The organism is Streptococcus cristatus, from assembly GCF_003943515.1.
Lineage (GTDB): Bacteria > Bacillota > Bacilli > Lactobacillales > Streptococcaceae > Streptococcus > Streptococcus cristatus_D.
The window spans coordinates 91,395-108,680 of sequence record NZ_RJPT01000006.1; the positions used below are offsets into that span (position 1 = coordinate 91,395).

General features: G+C 41.4%; 17 protein-coding genes. 3 read left to right on the forward strand and 14 right to left on the reverse strand.

Annotated features, from left to right (window positions below):
• Positions 1-62 precede the first annotated feature (62 nt).
• The 3 genes from D8791_RS06890 to nox all read right to left on the reverse strand — a co-directional run bounded on the left by D8791_RS06890 (position 63) and on the right by nox (position 4,356).
• The gene (locus D8791_RS06890) at positions 63-1,616 is read right to left on the reverse strand and encodes a H(+)/Cl(-) exchange transporter ClcA (protein ID WP_125446916.1); all 1,554 of its coding nucleotides are present in this window, start codon (positions 1,614-1,616) and stop codon (positions 63-65) included.
• 336 nt (positions 1,617-1,952) lie between these two features.
• Positions 1,953-2,771: a PrsW family glutamic-type intramembrane protease gene (locus D8791_RS06900; RefSeq protein WP_125446918.1), complete on the reverse strand. Its 819-nt coding sequence runs from the start codon at positions 2,769-2,771 to the stop codon at positions 1,953-1,955.
• A gap of 205 nt (positions 2,772-2,976) precedes the next feature.
• On the reverse strand, positions 2,977-4,356 hold the full coding sequence (gene nox, locus D8791_RS06905; RefSeq protein ID WP_000036764.1) for a H2O-forming NADH oxidase: 1,380 nt from the start codon (positions 4,354-4,356) through the stop codon (positions 2,977-2,979).
• A gap of 230 nt (positions 4,357-4,586) precedes the next feature.
• Between nox and D8791_RS06910 the strand changes: the two genes are divergently transcribed.
• From D8791_RS06910 to D8791_RS06920, 3 genes are read left to right on the forward strand one after another with little or no spacing between them, the layout of a single operon-like run.
• On the forward strand, positions 4,587-5,516 hold the full coding sequence (locus tag D8791_RS06910; protein WP_185760572.1) for an FAD:protein FMN transferase: 930 nt from the start codon (positions 4,587-4,589) through the stop codon (positions 5,514-5,516).
• Between the two features lie 19 nt (positions 5,517-5,535).
• A complete protein-coding gene (locus D8791_RS06915; protein WP_125372965.1) occupies positions 5,536-6,144 on the forward strand; it encodes an NADPH-dependent FMN reductase in 609 nt (202 codons plus the stop codon).
• Between the two features lie 22 nt (positions 6,145-6,166).
• On the forward strand, positions 6,167-7,399 hold the full coding sequence (locus D8791_RS06920; RefSeq protein WP_125446922.1) for an NAD(P)H-dependent oxidoreductase: 1,233 nt from the start codon (positions 6,167-6,169) through the stop codon (positions 7,397-7,399).
• 48 nt (positions 7,400-7,447) lie between these two features.
• Here D8791_RS06920 and sdbB read toward each other — a convergent pair whose 3' ends face one another.
• The 11 genes from sdbB to D8791_RS06975 all read right to left on the reverse strand — a co-directional run.
• On the reverse strand, positions 7,448-7,999 hold the full coding sequence (gene sdbB, locus D8791_RS06925; RefSeq protein WP_125381703.1) for a thiol-disulfide oxidoreductase-associated lipoprotein SdbB: 552 nt from the start codon (positions 7,997-7,999) through the stop codon (positions 7,448-7,450).
• A gap of 12 nt (positions 8,000-8,011) precedes the next feature.
• Entirely contained in the window at positions 8,012-8,719 is a 708-nt protein-coding gene (gene ccdA2 / locus D8791_RS06930) for a thiol-disulfide oxidoreductase-associated membrane protein CcdA2 (RefSeq protein ID WP_125446924.1), read from the reverse strand.
• Between the two features lie 186 nt (positions 8,720-8,905).
• The gene (locus tag D8791_RS06935) at positions 8,906-10,609 is read right to left on the reverse strand and encodes a cache domain-containing sensor histidine kinase (protein WP_125446926.1); all 1,704 of its coding nucleotides are present in this window, start codon (positions 10,607-10,609) and stop codon (positions 8,906-8,908) included.
• Positions 10,606-11,340 carry a response regulator transcription factor gene (locus D8791_RS06940; protein WP_125446928.1) on the reverse strand — a complete coding sequence of 245 codons (735 nt, stop codon included), beginning with the start codon at positions 11,338-11,340 and terminating at the stop codon, positions 10,606-10,608. The genes D8791_RS06935 and D8791_RS06940 overlap by 4 nt, the downstream gene beginning before the upstream one ends.
• Before the next feature lie 59 nt (positions 11,341-11,399).
• Positions 11,400-12,518 (reverse strand): peptide-methionine (R)-S-oxide reductase MsrB, encoded by a 1,119-nt coding sequence (msrB, locus tag D8791_RS06945; protein ID WP_125446930.1) that lies wholly within the window; start codon positions 12,516-12,518, stop codon positions 11,400-11,402.
• Between the two features lie 15 nt (positions 12,519-12,533).
• Positions 12,534-13,097 carry a redoxin family protein gene (locus D8791_RS06950; RefSeq protein WP_125446932.1) on the reverse strand — a complete coding sequence of 188 codons (564 nt, stop codon included), beginning with the start codon at positions 13,095-13,097 and terminating at the stop codon, positions 12,534-12,536.
• A gap of 68 nt (positions 13,098-13,165) precedes the next feature.
• The gene (locus D8791_RS06955; RefSeq protein WP_125446934.1) at positions 13,166-13,435 is read right to left on the reverse strand and encodes a hypothetical protein; all 270 of its coding nucleotides are present in this window, start codon (positions 13,433-13,435) and stop codon (positions 13,166-13,168) included.
• A gap of 27 nt (positions 13,436-13,462) precedes the next feature.
• Positions 13,463-14,173 (reverse strand): thiol-disulfide oxidoreductase-associated membrane protein CcdA2, encoded by a 711-nt coding sequence (gene ccdA2, locus D8791_RS06960; RefSeq protein WP_125446936.1) that lies wholly within the window; start codon positions 14,171-14,173, stop codon positions 13,463-13,465.
• A gap of 143 nt (positions 14,174-14,316) precedes the next feature.
• The gene (locus D8791_RS06965; RefSeq protein ID WP_125446938.1) at positions 14,317-15,351 is read right to left on the reverse strand and encodes a HAMP domain-containing sensor histidine kinase; all 1,035 of its coding nucleotides are present in this window, start codon (positions 15,349-15,351) and stop codon (positions 14,317-14,319) included.
• Positions 15,348-16,046 carry a response regulator transcription factor gene (locus D8791_RS06970; RefSeq protein ID WP_125371751.1) on the reverse strand — a complete coding sequence of 233 codons (699 nt, stop codon included), beginning with the start codon at positions 16,044-16,046 and terminating at the stop codon, positions 15,348-15,350. The genes D8791_RS06965 and D8791_RS06970 overlap by 4 nt, the downstream gene beginning before the upstream one ends.
• A gap of 80 nt (positions 16,047-16,126) precedes the next feature.
• Positions 16,127-17,286: SSURE domain-containing protein (locus tag D8791_RS06975; RefSeq protein ID WP_125446940.1), on the reverse strand; the 1,160-nt coding region annotated here is incomplete at its 5' end.

Consider the following 17,286-nt stretch of genomic DNA (forward strand, 5'->3'; position numbering starts at 1 on the left):
ATTTCAATAAATTGTCAGATAATTATAATGAAACTTTCCTTTCTGAATAAAAAATGAGCATTTCAAAGCAAGATATCCTTAATTTTGCCAATTTCTGACTTCTTAACGACTACATAAATCGTATCTCCTAGGTAGAGACGACTGGCTCCATTGACCGTCTGAGTCTTACCCTTATGGATATTCATCGTGATTAAAACTCCATGCGGTAGCTCCAATTCATGCACCTGCCGACCCGCGACCTTTTCTGAAACAGGAATTTCAATCAAGGTTGTCTCTCCGTCATCTTCAATCCGATCTGGCAGCATTTTTTCAAGCATGGCTTCATAGACAGGCGCTCCCTTTAGCAGATCCATGGCAATATAGGCCATCAGAGTGACCAAGCCCAGTGGCATAAGGTTACGGATATCTCCCACCATCTCCGTCACGAGAATCATAGCTGTTAGTGGAGCCTTAGAAATAGCGCCAAAATACCCGCTCATTCCCAAAATGATAAAGATTGGAAATTGTTCCTGCGTGATGAACCCAGCTTCTACACAAAGGGCTCCAATTGCTGCGCCTAGTAAAGAACCCAAAGCCAGAATGGGCAGAAAAATACCACCAGGAAGTCCGCTGCCATAACTAATCATACTCCATGCAAAACGGAGTAAAAAAAAGAGAATCAAGGTTCCAACTGTGTAATGAGCACTCGTCAGAGACAAAATCAGCTGGTTCCCACCGCCCAGTAAATGAGGCAAAAAATAGCCAATCGGAATGATTAAAACAAAGGCAAAAATCGGATAGTAAGCTTTTGGTAATCTAAAAAATTTGCCTAGGGCTTCATAAACTAGATGAATATTAAGGACTGCTTTTTCATAGAGAAAACCTGCCAATCCTAAAAACAGGCCCATCAAGATATAGATCCAGTACTGATTCAGCCCCATGAAAGGAATATTATCCGGCATATCCAAAACAGGAGTCAGGCCAAATATAGACAGCGAAATAAAATTTGCCACCAAACTTGCAGCCAAGGTTGAAACCCAAAAGAATCGGGAAAAATGATGGTACACTTCCTCAACAACAAATAGCAAACCTGCAATTGGCGCATTAAAAGCCGCAGCCAAGCCCGCAGCTGCACCACTGGCAATCAAGGTTCGCTCCTCTACCGGACTCAAATTTAGCCATTTAGATATGCCTTTTCCACTCATCGCTCCTAGCTGAATACTCGGTCCCTCACGTCCCAGCATCAAGCCACTGGAAATTGCTAAAATACCAACTAAGAATTTTTTCCAGAGAATGCTCCACCAAGAAAGTGACATCAAGCCTTTCAACTCAGCCTCAACCTGTGGAATCCCTGAACCCTTTATATCCTTTTCTGTAGCTACCAATCTAGCATTGATAAAGACAATGAAAGCATAGAAGAAAAGCAAGGCTACTAGCCAAAACCACTCACTCCTGCCCCTCACATAAGCCGCCTGAATCAAGTGAAAACTTTTCTCAATCAAAAAACGAAATGCTCCCACTACTAGTCCAGCAAAAATGCCTACCAGAATCCCCCTGAACACTTGGGAAATAATAGAGCTGGATATAAAATTAAATTCTTTTTTCGTATCAGAAATTTGTTCTTTTTGTTTAATCATCATTTCTCTCCCAAAGTCCTTATAGCAACATTTTAGCACAAAATATAGGCCAGAAACAAGGCGATAGCCATGAACATTTTGCTTTTGGATATAAATTTTTTAACATCAACTTTATTAGATTTAAAAGAATGCCAAAAATGTTGTTTGAGCATAAAAGAGGCTGGGACAAAAGTCCTAGCCTCTCAATTGTCTTTGGATTGTCGAGCAAGACGCAGTGGTTGAGTGGGCTCTACTACGCTGATTTCATCAGCTTTTACAGCCCTACTCAACTGTGCGGAGGTGGGACGACGAAATCGAATTCTAACGAATTACCGATTTCTGTCCCACTCTCCGTCTTTAGATTGACAAGTTTTCCTGATCAATCTTGTGTGCTGTTCGATAAGCTTGGTAGAAAATGAAGACAGCCACAGCAGTCATGATGGGAACGATAACTGGGATATCCGTTTCAATAGAAGTCAATGGAGAGTTCCAGAAGAAGTGGAGAACAAAAGCTGATAAGAAGTAAAATAGACCAGCCTTAAAATAGTTTTTTTGAATCTTAACAAATCGGAACATCAGAGCTAATCCGATAGTGGTCAAAGCAGTGTAGAGCCAGTGAGAAGCTACCCCACCAGTGATACGGCCTAAAATACCAGAGATAGTGAAGGAAAATCCTTCAGGTAGGTCGGAAAGGATATAAGAAAAGTCCTCACTAATCTGAAAACCTATGCCAGCTGTAATTCCCAACAGTAAAAAGCCTTTAAGTTTTTTGACTGGCACTAGATAGACAGCGAAAGCAACCGCAAAAAGCTTAAGCGGCTCTTCAACCAGCGGAGCTGCGAGAGCATTCTCCAGATAACTAATCACTGTATTTGGAAAACTCGTGCTGACCCACTCGTGGATATAAGTGTTGGCCAAGCCAGAAGTCCAGCCAGAAATGAATAGCCCACCTAGCAGAGCTATACCTATGCTAAATGCAGGCGTTTGCCATTTTTTACCCAAGCCGTGAATCAAAAGTAGAGCTGGGATGATATAGAGCAGGGCCAAAAGGGCTGAAAGTCCAACAATTCCATAACCAGTACCTGACATACTACCAGTAGTATAAGCTTGCGTCTCGTATTCCAAGCCAATCGCGCTCAGAAGGAGAAAAATGAAAAGAACAATATTTTTCTTCATATAACAACTTTCTAAAATTTTATTTTCATCTTAGTATAACAAAAAAATCTAAAATAGAACTAATTTTAAAACTCATTAGAATGATTATTAATTATTGTACTAGTTGATAAACACATAATATATATGCATCATTCTGTATCGTATTGACAATTCAACTTGATAAAACAAGCGACAAAAAAAGTCCCTTATCGGGACTTTTGATAGATTATTTTTCAGCTGTAAGTGCAGCCATTGTGATGTAGTTGTATGGTTTGTTGAAGTGTGGCAAGAAGAAGAGGTCTGTCAAAGCCAACTTGTCAATTGTCACATGCTCTTGGATAGCAAGTGAGAACATGTGGATTCCCATGCTGATTGCAGAATCACGAGACACCATTTGTGCACCAAGGATTTCGCGGCTGTCTTTATCAAAGACAATCTTGATGGCAACTTCGTGGTTGTCGTGTTTGATAAATTCTGGTTTTTGAAGATCGTTAAAGCCAGTTTCAGTTGCGTTATAGCCAGCAGCTTTGGCTTTTTCAAGAGTCAAACCAGTTGAAACCATGTGAAGACCGTAGATAGAGATACCATTTGATCCTTGAACTCCGATTCCTTCCAATTCATGTCCACAAGCGTTGTAAGCACCCACGATACCCGTACGTACAGCGTTAGATGCAAGGGCGATATAGCTAGTATCTTTACGAGCATTGTCATAAACGGTCGCACAGTCACCTACTGCATAAACACCTGGGATTGATGTTTCTTGTTTCTTGTCTACAAGGAAGGCACCGTTGCGGAAGAGCTCAATCTTACCATCAGCAAGAGCTGTGTTAGGGCGGAAACCAACTGCAAGAACAACCATGTCCACATCAAATGTTTCTTTGTCTGTTACCAAGCGCTCAACTTTTCCATCACCTTGGATTGCTTTAACTGTTTGTCCAAGAGCCAAGCGGATATTGTGGTCTTCCAAGTTCTTCGCCATCATTTGAGTGAAGTCTTTGTCGTAGTAGCCGTTCAAGACAGTATCTACGATGTCAACAAGAACTACTTCTTTTCCAAGACGCTCGAAGGCTTCAGCAAGTTCTACACCAATGTAACCACCACCGACAACAGCGATACGTTCAAGGTGTTTGCTCTTATCCTCAAGTTTTTCAATAACTTCTTCAGCATTTTGGTACAATTTAACGAATTGGACATTTTCAAGAGTCGCTTTAAATTCGCGGTTCCCCTTAACAATTTCAACACCTTCGATTGGAGGCAAGATTGGAGTTGAACCAGTTGCAAAGATCAATTTATCGTAAGATTCTTTGTGTTCTTTTCCTTCCACTTCTGCGGTCACAACTTTATTATCGTAATCAATTGAAAGTACTGGTGAGTTCATGTAAACTTTAGCGCCTTTAGCTTCCAATTTTTCTTTATCAGAGTAGAAGAGACCTTCTGGACCATCGATTTGCTCACCGATCCAAAGCGCCATTCCACAACCAAGGAATGAAATATTTGAGTTTTGGTCAAATACCACAATTTCATTTTCATGACCAAAGTTGTCCAACATCGTATTAATACAAGCTGTACCAGCGTGGTTAGCACCAACTACAACGATTTTACTCATAGAATAATCCACCTTTAAATTTAATTTACCCAACTAGTATACCATGTATCTGTTAGCGTTTACAAGATATATGCTCAGAATTATTTTAAAATTTGGCAAATAACTTTGATTTTGGACAAAAAATTTCAATTTTTCTGAAAATATTATATATTTACAATTGTGAAAACGGTATCTTTCTGCTATACTAATAGAGAAGATTAAGAAATTTAATAGGGAAGGTTGTGATAAAAGTGGATCTTATTTCTAGATCCATCCATTTAATGGGATCGACTATCACTATTTCGATTCTCCATGAAAATGCCGACAGTCTTTTAGACCAGGTATTTTCTCTCCTAAGATTGTATGAAAAGCGCTTTAGTGCAAATGATGACAGCTCTGAGCTCATGCAAATCAATCACGCTGCCGGTAAACATCCCGTTTGTGTCCATCCTGATTTGTTTGAGTTGATTGAGTTAGGAAAAAAACATAGTCTCGCTCCAGACAGTCATCTCAATATTACCTTGGGTCCCTTGGTCCAAACTTGGCGGATAGGCTTTGCGGATGCGAAAGTTCCCAGTCCCAAGGAAATCAAGCAAGCGCTGTCACTCACTGACCCTGAGTGTATCGAGTTAGATGCAATTGCCTCCAGTGTTTTTCTGACAATGGAAGGCATGAAAATTGACTTAGGCGCCCTTGCCAAAGGTTATATTGCGGATAAAATCGCTGCTTTTTTAAGAGGACAAGATGTCACCTCCGCCCTCATCAATCTTGGTGGAAATATCTTAACCATCGGTCTAAATGAAAAGAATAATCGTTGCTGGCGGATTGGCATTCAAAATCCAATCTTGCCACGTGGAAACAACCTAGCTCTTCTGTCCGTTCAGAATCAGTCTGTTGTAACTTCAGGAATATATGAAAGAAAACTGCAGGTAGATGGCAGGGTTTATCATCATATTTTTGACCGCACCACAGGCTACCCAATCGACAATCAACTAGCTAGTCTCACGATTGTTTCATCAAAATCAGTCGATGGTGAAATATGGACAACCCGTTTATTTGGGGAAACTCCTACTTCCATCTTAGAGAAAGTCGAGCAAGAAAATGGAATCGAAGCCTTCGTTATTACAGAAAATCATCAAATTTTTTATTCATCTGGTCTCAGCCCAGAAATCTTATCCTAAATCCAGAAAGGAACCTACTATGTTAAAATTTATCGGTCTAGTTGGTACAAACTCAAAAAAATCAACCAACCGCCAACTCCTTCAGTACATGCAAAAGCATTTCGCTGATAAAGCAGAAATCGAGTTGATTGAAATCAAAGAAATTCCTATTTTCAACAAACCATCTGATATGCAAGTTCCAGAGATCGTTAAAGAAATCGCTGCGAAAATCGAAGCTGCTGATGGTGTTATCATCGGAACGCCTGAATATGACCACTCTATTCCCGCTGTTCTTATGAGTGCCTTGGCTTGGTTGTCTTACGGTATCTATCCATTACTTGGTAAACCAGTGATGATTACAGGAGCCTCTTATGGAACTCTAGGGTCATCTCGTGCCCAACTACAACTCCGTCAAATTCTGGATTCACCAGAACTCAAGGCTTCTGTTATGCCAGGTTCTGAATTCCTACTTTCTCACTCACTTCAAGCCTTTGATAAAAATGGTGACTTGATTGACCTCGAAACCATTCAAAAATTAGACGCTCTTTTTGATGACTTCCGTTTGTTTGTTAAAATTACAGAAAAGTTATCAAGTGCCCAAGCACTTCTTCATCAAGAAGCTGAAAACTTTGACTGGGAAAAATTGTAAGAACTAGAAGGGAAAGAATCACATGAAATTTGTTGGACTTGTCGGCTCAAATGCAGACCAATCATACAACCGTAAATTACTAGAATTTATCAGAAAACAATTTAAACTGAAATTTGAATTAGAAGTCTTGGAAATTGATGAAGTTCCACTCTTTAATCAAGATGAAAAATGGGACGAATCCTTCCAACTGCGCCTTTTGTACAACCGCATCACGCGCGCTGACGGTGTTATCATTGCCACTCCTGAGCACAACCACACCATTACAGCAGCTCTCAAAAGTGTCCTTGAATGGCTCTCTTATGAGGTTCACCCATTTGAAAGCAAGCCTGTCATGATTGTGGGAGCTTCCTACTACGACCAAGGAACGTCTCGTGCCCAAGTACATTTGCGTAAGATCTTAGATGCTCCAGGTGTCAATGCTTATACTTTACCAGGAAATGAATTCCTTCTTGGTAAAGCGAAAGAAGCTTTTGATAATGAAGGCAATATCACAAACGAAGGCACTGTTAAATTCCTTGAATCTTGCTTAGATAACTTTGTTAAATATGTTGAGGTAGTCTCAAAATTGAAAAAACCTAAACCAATTGCTCCTGAAGACTTAGATGTCACGAACCCAATCGCAACAACCATCACAGAAGTTGACCCTGACGATCCAGAATGGGTAGAAAAAGCTGCAAAAGCTGTTGGTGCTGTTTCTGGCGATACCTATGTCAAGCTTGACCATGGTATCCTGACTGTTAACCAAATCGACATGTTCTTAAAGGCTATGCCGTTTGAGTTGACTTATGCTGATGATAACAACCAGTTCCTTTACTATAACAACGCTCATCAAGATCCAGACACTATGTTTGCCAAACGTGTACCATCCCAATCAGGTGGCCGTCTCTCAACTCTACACAACTCTCTTCCTGCTGCCCGCATGAAGAACGTAGAATGGGTAGTTGGTGTTCTCCGTAACGGTGATCAAGAGTATGTTCGTACAATCGTACCTGGTTCACCAGCAGGTGTTATCAATACCCACAACTACCAAGCAATGTACTATCCTGACGGTTCTTACGCTGGTATCAACGAAATCGTCTTCAACTTCCAGCCTTGGCTAGATTGGTATCTAAAAACAACTGGTCAACGCTTGGTTGGAGGAAGCGGCCCATTTGCTCCCGCAGCTGCAACAGCCGATGCTACTTCTGGTGCTTCAGATACTGGCGGTGGTCACGGTGGTGGAGATGCCGATGCCACTTCTGGCGCTAGTGCCTAATCGAAACAAAATGAAAAGAATGGATTTTCATATCCATTCTTTTTTATTTTATTTCATCTCTTTGAAGGCCTTTTCGGCTTCTTCGTTGCTGATTGCTCCAAATTGAATCTTCCCAATTTTTCCTTGGCTATCAATGAGGATTTCGGTTGGAATACTGCGAACCTGATAGGCTTGGAAGATTGCACCAGACGTGTCAAATAGAACGGGCACATCCTTATATCCTTGTTCTTGATACCATTTTGGGAAGTCTTCAACAGACTTCTCTCCTTGGAGACCCGGTGCTACAATAGACAATATTTCAAAATCACGATCTTTTTTACCAGCTAATTCGACCAATTCTGGCATGCTTCGCTTACAAGGTCCGCACCAAGAAGCCCAGAACTTCAGATAGACTTTTTTTCCACGATAATCCGAAAGCTTGACAGTTTTTCCATCCATCGACTGAAGAGTAAAGTCCGGTGCCTCCTGGCCAACTGCAACCTGCGATTGGACACTTGTACTGGACTGGCTTTGACTATCCATCCCCTTTTCATCAGATGAACAAGCTGATAGTGTCAGAAAAGCTATCGAAGCAACAACTAACGAAAGAATTTTTTTCATCTTTTTCTCCTTTTATCCAAAAATTCCTGATAAAGCATTTAACTGCCCGAGCATGAGAAGGATTCCCATAAAAATGATCAAGGCTCCTCCGATTTTTTTCATCAGTCCCATATAGGGTTTGATTTTCGCAAAATAGCGCATAACGAAGCTAGAAGCTAGTGCTAAGATGAGAAATGGCAAGGCCATTCCCAACGTATATACCAATGTTAGAAGCGCTCCTTGAACAGCTCCATTTCCTCCAGAGGCAGCTAGAGCCAGAACCGAACTAAGGACAGGTCCAATGCAAGGTGTCCAACCAAAACTGAAACTAATACCAAGCAAAAAGGCTGACAGAAAATCATTCCGACGACTGTTTTTCTTAAATTCCACACTTTTCTGGAATTGTAACTGCCTGATATTAATCAGCTCCATCTGGTGAATTCCTAGCAAAATGATGATGATCCCCATCAGATAACGGAATTTCTCATCGTAAATCACTCTGCCTAGGAATCCTGCACCGAAGCCTAGTAGAAAGAAAACTAAAGAAATTCCAACAATGAAGCAAAGGGTCTTGATCAGACCAGTCCAAGCAATCTTTTTGCCCAGAAGCTTGACTTCTCTAGGCTCTTCTTCATCCAGCAATATCCCTATGTAGACTGGTAACAAGGGAAAGATGCAAGGCGAGAAAAACGAGAGAATTCCAGCCAAAAAGACCGAAACAAAAAATAAACTAGACTCCATCCCAACCTCCTTTAAGATGTGTTTTCAATATTATTATAACAAACGATTTAAAATTTTCCACATTTTGCTACACTATCCTCATCTTTGTATCATTTATCGGAGAAGCCGTCTGTAAAAGCCCTATTTCGTTCCTAAACAGCAAAAAAGCCGGAAATTTTCCGGCTTGAGTACTGAAGGATAGCGAACTTAATCATCTGTTACTAGCGGCAAATAAAGGCTAATCTGGGTAAATTTATCTGGTTCGGATTGGATTTTCATATGGTAGTCTTCTCCGAACTGCAATCTCAAGCGTTGATCAACATTCTTCAGACCAACCCCACCTAAGCGAGGGAGAGTCGCATCCATAGAGGCGTTGACATCAAAGCCGCGGCCGTTATCATAGATAGACAATATCAGATACCCCTCTTCCGCTACCGCAGTAATGCGAATCATGCCCTGTCGGTCAATTTCCTTGATGCCATGGTAGATGGCATTTTCAACCAAAGGCTGAAGCACCAGCTTGGGCAGTTTATAATCAGCTAGAGATTCATCCTCTTCAATCTCATATTGGAGCTTGTCACCATAGCGCTGCTTCTGGATAAAGAGATATTGACGAACGTGATCAATCTCATCTCTAAGAGAAATCTGTTCGTGTCCTTGATTGAGCGCCAAGCGGAAATACTGAGCGAGTGATTTTGTTACCTCAACAACACGCTTGCTGTCATTAAACTCAGCCATCCAGACAATCGTATCCAAGGTATTATAAAGGAAATGGGGGTTGATTTGAGCTGAGAGAGCTCGGAGCTCATAGCGTCGGACATTTTGTTCTTCAGTCTTGACAGCTTCCATCAGCTGTTCAATTTGGTCCAGCATTTTATTGAACTGCTGAGCCAAGTCAACCAACTCTGGAGAACCCTTTGCTTCTGCCCGAAGGTTTGAGTCACCTGCTCCAATCTTCAGAATGACAGCCTGCAGATTCTGCAGAGGCTTAATCCACAAACGCAGGACAAACCAAATACCAGTCAAGCACATCAGGAGTGCTAAAATGCCCATTCCTATAAAAGAATAAAGCATCTGTGACTGAAGCATCTCTAATTGCTCTAATGAGGCAACTCCAATTAAAGTCCAGTCGCTGTCCGCAATATCAATCTGGTAGACAAAAGCCTGCTTCTGGTCTGCATAACCATCCTTGACGGAGATATAGGGCTGCATAGCTTTCATTTCCTGACTGGATGAATAAACACTCTTCTTGGGATGATAGACAAATTCATGCTGGCTATTGACAATAAAGCTAAAGCCTTTCTTCCCCAGCTGAAGCCGATCCAAATAGGCTTTGAGACTCTTATAGCCGATATCCAGACGCAAAACCCCGAGATTCTGTCCTGCTTCATCCACTACTTCCTGAGTGACGGAAACAACCCACTTCTCCTTCTCAGATGATAGAGACTCTTTGCGAGCAGGAGTCAAGACAGGCATGGCTTTGGTATGAACAGCTTCCTGATACCATTTTTCATTCATCATATCAGAGGAAGTCTGCATACTGATTTGAGAATCTGTCGAGACCACGCGCCCGTCCTTGGTAACCAATACTGCCGACACCAAATCTGGATCTGTCTCAATGATGGTTTTCATCAAAACCTGTACTGAGGTTTCGCTGCTTTCTTGATTCTGAGCAAACTTACGAATCGTTTCTTCCTTGCTCAGTGTGGAGGTGGTCTGTTTTAATTTTTGCAAATAGGAAGTAATGAACTGCCCGCTTTGCTCCATGCTATTGCGCGTCGTTCGCTCTGTCAGCTGCCGAATAGTCTGCGAGCTAGTTTGATAGTAAAGACTCCCAACAAACCCCAAGAGTAAAAGGACCAGCAGAAAAATATAGACAATCAACTGGATAAGAAGCGGATAGCGTTTCATTTCTCCTCTCCTTTTTTAAACTGCCGAGGTGTCAGCCCGACCACCTGCTTGAAGCGCTGAGAAAAATAGTTCATATCTTCAAAACCTACCTGCTCTGCTATTTCATAAATCTTCAAATCTGTGGTCAAGAGTAAGAGTTTAGCTTTTTTCATCCGCTCTTGGATCAGATAATCTTGAAAGGCCAGGCCTAGTTCTTTTTTGATAAGAACGCTAAGATAGGATGGACTAAAACCCAATTGGAAAGCCAAACTTTTTAGGCTTAATTCTGGATCAGCCAGTTGTGCATGAATAGCCTCTTCCATCTCAGAGCGCTGTCCCTGATCGACCAAGTTTTGAATCTGAGCTTTTTTACGTTCCTTATCAAGTTTAGTCTTCACCTTGGCCAACATTTCCTCAACATCATCCTTGGAAAATGGCTTGAGAAGATAGTCATCTGCACCTAGCTTAATGGCCGTCCGAGCATAGTCAAAATCATCATAGCCCGTCAGAAAAACGATATGGCACTTAGGAGCCTGCTCTCTAACTAGCTTGGCCAGTTCGAGACCGTTCATCTGTGGCATATTGATATCGGTCAGCAGGATATCAGCAGGATTTTCCTGAAATTTCTGCCAAGCTTCTATTCCATTTTCAGCCTGGGCAATAACTTGCATGCCAAACTGTTCATAGTCTACCAAGGACGCAATTCCCTGTCTTACCAGATACTCATCCTCTACAATCATAATTGAATACACAAGATTCAACTCCTTATTTTTACTGGATTTATTATAGCAAATTTTCAATCAAAATGCTCTTAAACATAATCCAACAGATAGCCGTAGCCCTTCTCCTCCATCTCAGCTTTGGGAATGAACTTGATTGACAGACTATTGATACAATAGCGCAAGCCTCCCTTATCCTTAGGACCGTCTGTGAAAACATGGCCCAGATGGGAATTCCCAACCCGACTGCGAACTTCCGTTCGAGTCATGTTGAAACTCTTGTCTTCTTTGTAAGTCGCAACATCAGGACTGATAGGGCGTGTGAAACTCGGCCAACCGCAGCCTGAATCAAATTTATCCTTTGATGAAAAGAGAGGCTCGCCTGTCACCACATCCACGTAGATACCAGCATCGAACTTATCCCAATAGCGATTAGAAAAGGCCCGCTCAGTGTCATTCTTTTGTGTGACTGCATATTCTTCTGGCGAGATCTTAGCCTTAATATCTTCATCGCTAGGCTTAGGATAGCGACTAGCTTCGATAACAGGATAAGCAGCTTGATTGACATCGATATGGCAATATCCATTAGGATTCTTTTTTAGGTAATCCTGATGGTAATCTTCTGCTTTGATAAAGTTTTTTAGAGGTTCTTTTTCAACAGCCAAAGGCTTATCATATTTCTTAGCAACTTCATCAAAAACTTGATTGATGGTATTCAAATCTGCTTCGTCCTTATAATAAACACCTGTCCGGTACTGGGTACCCTGATCATTTCCCTGCTTGTTTTTAGAAGTTGGATCAATAATGCGGAAATAATGCAGCAGGATTTCTTTTAGAGATATTTTTTTTACGTTATAAGTAATTTTTACCGTTTCAGCGTGACCAGTTTGAGAGACCAATTCATACTTGGTCGTGTCGCCCTTACCATTTGCATAGCCTGATACTGCATCTATTACACCTGGCACGCGAGAAAAGTACTCTTCTACTCCCCAAAAACAGCCGCCAGCCAGATAAATCTCCCGCTTGTCCTCTTCCTTGACATCTTCTTTCTTCTGTTTAGTCACTTCTGTCTTGCTCATAGAGGCTTTCTTGATTTGCTCAATATTGGCCTGAGATGGGTTAATAGACATGGAGCCCTTGATTAAGAAAAATAGACCAAAACAGGCAAGCAAGCCAAACAAAACCAGAAGAATCTTCCATTTGCCTTCCATGTTCATTGCTCCTTTCTACTTGATTTCCTTTAGTGTTTTCTCAATATCTTCCTTACTCATGTAGCCCACATGAGTTTTAGCAAGTGAGCCATCACTATTGATAAAGAGAGCAGATGGATACGAGCGAATACCGTATTCTTTCAGTAATTCTCCCTTGATATCCATGAGAACTGGCATGTTCTTGTAATCCAAAGACTTGTACCATTCCTTGAAATCATCAGCAGACTTTTCTCCATTAAAAGTCGGAGACACTACTGACAGGACAACATAATCTTTTCCAGACTGCTCCTTAGCCAAATCATTGGTATCTCCAAGAGTGGATAGACAGATAGAGCACCAAGAAGCCCAAAATTTTAGATAGACTTTCTTGCCTTTGAAATCAGACAGCTTGTAGGTCTTGCCGTCCACTCCTTGCAGACTAAAGTTCTTAGCCATTTTTGTAGCTTGATTAGAATTTGCCTTACTAGTCATGGAACTTTTATCATTTTTAGAAGCTTCCGAATTCATTTGCTGATTTGAGCAAGCTCCCAATAAGCCGACACAAAGCAGACTGGCAGTCAAAATCGATAGTTTCTTCATCGTTTTCTTTCCTTTCAAAATGAGGAGAAAGCCGACAAAACTGACGACTTCCACCCTTATTGATAACTTTATTTTTCAGATGACATTTCAGATGAATCTTTCATCTCATCCTTCATACTTGAATCACTGGATTTCATGTCATCTTTTTTCATCTTATCATCAGACATGCTAGAGTCTTTCATATCCTCCTTCTTCATGTCGTCTTTTTTCATATCCTCTTTCTTCATCATACTGCTGTCATCCATCTTTTTCATGTCTGAATTTGACTTTTGACTGGAGCAAGCAGCCAAGGCAAAAATACTAAGAGTAGTGATTGTAAGGGTAGCGATTTTTTTCATGATATTTCTCCTTTAATTATATAATATTTATCCAAATAGCGACGCTAAAGCGTTTAGATTTCCGAGCATAAGCAAGATTCCCATGAGGATGATGAGTGCACCGCCGATTTTCTTAAGCGTTCCCATATAAGGTTTGAGTTCCGCAAAGCGCTGTACTACCCAGCCGGAAGCCAAAGCCATGGCTAGAAAAGGAAGTGCTAAGCCAAGTGTATAAACCAACATAAGCAAGCCTCCCTGAAGAGCGCCGTTACCGCCAGAAGCAGCAATTGCTAAAACAGAGCTCAGAACAGGTCCCACACAGGGAGTCCAACCAAAGCTAAAGGTGATACCCAAGAGAAATGCGTTAAGAAAATCACTTCTTTTACTATTCTTTTTAAGTTGGATGCTCTTTTGCTTTTGCAGTTGCTGGATATTAATGATTCCCATCTGGTGGATTCCCAGTAGAATGACAATGCCACCCAAAAGATAGCGAAACCAAGGGGCATAGAGGACTTGCCCCAAAGCACCAGCTCCATAGCCCAAAACCAAAAATACAGTAGATAGACCTGCTATAAAGCAGAGCGTCTTAGCCAATCCATACCAGGAAATCTCTTTTCCCATAAACCGAACCGTTTTCGGCTGATCCGAATCCAGCAAAATCCCCACATAGACTGGCATCAGCGGTAAGATACAAGGGGAGAAAAAGGAAAGAATCCCCGCCAGAAAAACAGAAATAAAGAACAAAAAACTTGTTGCCATTTCAAAAACCTCTCGATCAATTTTCTGACTCTAGTATAAAATAAAAATCCCCCTAAAAATAGGGAGATCGATTTGAAAAAACTTGAATTTGATTTTATCTTTGCTAAATCAAGAATTGAAAACGTTTACTAATTTCTGTAGATTTATGTTAAGTTGAGAGTAAATGTAAAAGTGCTTCCTAGGCCACACTGGCTTTCAACCATTATTTCTCCACCCAGCTGATGAGCCAATTCACGCGCAATAGCAAGACCCAGACCATGCCCGCCTGTCTTCATATTACGAGATGTTTCTACACGATAAAGGCGTTTGAAAATCTTATCCAAATCCTCAGGAGCAATACCCTGTCCTTCATCTTTCACACTTATTGTCAAGATTTGCTCAGTTAATTGTGCCACGACCTCAATTTTAGTTCCAGGGTCTGAGTACTTAAAGGCATTATTTAGCAAGTTGACCAAGATACGGGAAAGTTTATCATAATGGCTCTTAATTTTCGCTGACTCAGGAGACACTTGAATGTAGATGTCTCGCTCCTCCTGCTCAATCAATAGTTGAAATTCACTCATAGCCTCAATCAATAGCTGATCTATAAAGACTATTTCGGATTCTCCATCTGATTCTATTCGAGGCTGGGCATTAAGAGTCAAAACATCCAATTCTTCCACCAGTTTATTCAAACGCTCTGTCTGACGGCTAATCGTGGTCAAGTAATGAATCTGCTCGTCTTCCTTGATCACTCCATCTAAGATCCCCTCCACAGTCGCCTGAATAGAGGTAATGGGAGTTTTAATATCGTGAGAAAGCTGGGCAATCATCATTCCTTTTTCTCGTTCACTTTCATCAAGCGATTCAAACGTTTCTTGCAAATTATGCGACATATCGTTAAAAGCCTGACCCAACTCTTGAAATTCAATAGGGCCCTTGGCGTCAATCTCTGCACTAAAATCCTTGTCAGCTATATTCTGAGCCTGTTTTTTCAGATGCCGAAGGGAAGAAAATACTGGCGATAAAAGAAAGAGACTGACTGCCGCCCCTATAAAACTAGCAATCAAGGTCATTCCAACTAGGAAATAAATCTCACTTTTTACAATCAACATTCGCTGGACTGCCCAGAAAACAAGCAAAATCGTTAATAGGCTAGAAATCAGATACCCCACCAGAATGTAACTTTTTAATTTCATTTTATACCTCGTGCTCCTTCCATTTTATACCCCAGACCCCAGACAGTTTTGACGGCAGGAGTGTCTGAACTGGCATACTTGGTCAATTCCTGTCTCAGAGCATGTATATGAACATTAAGGGTATTGGTATCATCTACGAAGTCTTCCTGCCACACCTTTTCGTAAAGCTCCGTCTTTGAAAAAACTCTCTCAGGATTACTAGCTAAAATCCAGAGCAGTTCAAAGGATTTCACTGTTAATTCCAAAAAATGCTCTCCGATGCGAGCCTCATGAACCGCATGATTCATCACCAAATCACCGAGCTCAATTTGTTCGATCTCGCCTCCACGATGCAGTCGGCGCAAGATATTATTGACCCTTAGCACCAGCTCACGCGGACTAAAAGGTTTGGCTATAAAATCATCTGCTCCTAAGCTCAAACCGTAAATTTTGTCTTGATCGCTAGTCTTAGCCGTTGTAAAAAGAAAAGGCTGATCAGGTGCTATATACTGAACCTCACTGATAAAGTCATAACCGTCCATATTCGGCATCATGATGTCCGTGATGATCAGGTCAACAGATTTCTTTCTGAAAAGATCCAACCCCTCCACGCCATCTCGAGCCACTAAAACATGGTAGCCTTCCTGCATAAGATAGCGCTTTTGAATATCTAGAATATCCATCTCATCATCAACGAGTAAAATTGTCTTTCCCATTTGCCAATCTCCTGATAAAAACAGTGTTATACTGGCTTTAGTATAACACTATTTTTAGTAATTTTTAAATGATTTGAACCTTAATCTTTTTGTTTTTCTTTCAAACCTAGAAGGCTAAGAATTCCTGCCAAGACTAGTCCAAAGAAACCAATGGTAGCTGTAGCTGTTTGAGCTTCACCAGTTTTTGGTAACGTAGGCTTATCATTTTTTTTCATCGTATCTGTCATCGGCTTAGAAGTTGGGTGTTCCCCCTTCACATCAGTCATGCGATGATCTACTTCCTTCGTACCCTCAGCTGTACTCATAGAATCTGTTGCAGAAGGCTTCTTATTCATCTGCTCTTCTTGAGATGGTGTTGTAGAAGGTTTCATATTCATTTGACCTTCTTGAGATGGTGTTGTAGGCATTTCTTTTCCACGAAGCTGAATCGTTACTTGACGAGTCGCGATAAGATTTGTCAAATCTGGCTTGCCGTCTTTGGCACCATAGACTTTGACAGTCGCTTGGTAAGCATATGTTCCATTAGCGCGAAGTTGGTCGAGAAGGGCTTGCCCATCTTTACCCGTAGTGTTGCCGTTCAAGTCTACTTCATAGAAGTATTGACCTTTGGCTAAGCCTTCAAGTGGCAAGAGGGCTGGATTGTTAGCTGTTCCATTATCTGACCAAGGAGCCTTGTCAGAAGATTTGAGCAAGAGGCGCGTCAACATGCCGTCTCCACCGAAAGCTTCATACGGAATAACTTGATTAACACCAGCTAAGAATGGACCGGGAACGTTCGCTTTTTCTAAATAGCTGGCTGGAACGTCGATATGGTCTTTAATATTTTTAGTGACTGAATCTTTGACTGCTTCTTTTGAAATAAGGCCATTCATGTCAACCGTCACATTTTTTGTCGCAACAAGATTGCTTAAATCTGCTTTTCCATCTTTGGCACCATAGACCTTGACAGTCGCTTGGTAAGTGCGAGTTCCGTTAGCACGAAGTTGGTCGAGAAGGGCTTGCCCGTCTTTACCTGTAGTATTGCCGTTCAAATCCACTTCGTAGAAGTATTGACCTTTGGCCAAGCCTTCAAGTGGCAAGAGCGCTGGGTTTTTAGCTGTACCATTGTCGGACCAAGGAGCCTTGTCAGAAGATTTGAGCAAGAGACGCGTCAACATACCATCTCCACCGAAAGCTTCATAAGGGATGACTTGGTTAACACCCGCCAAGAATGGACCAGGAACATTTGCTTTTTCTAAGT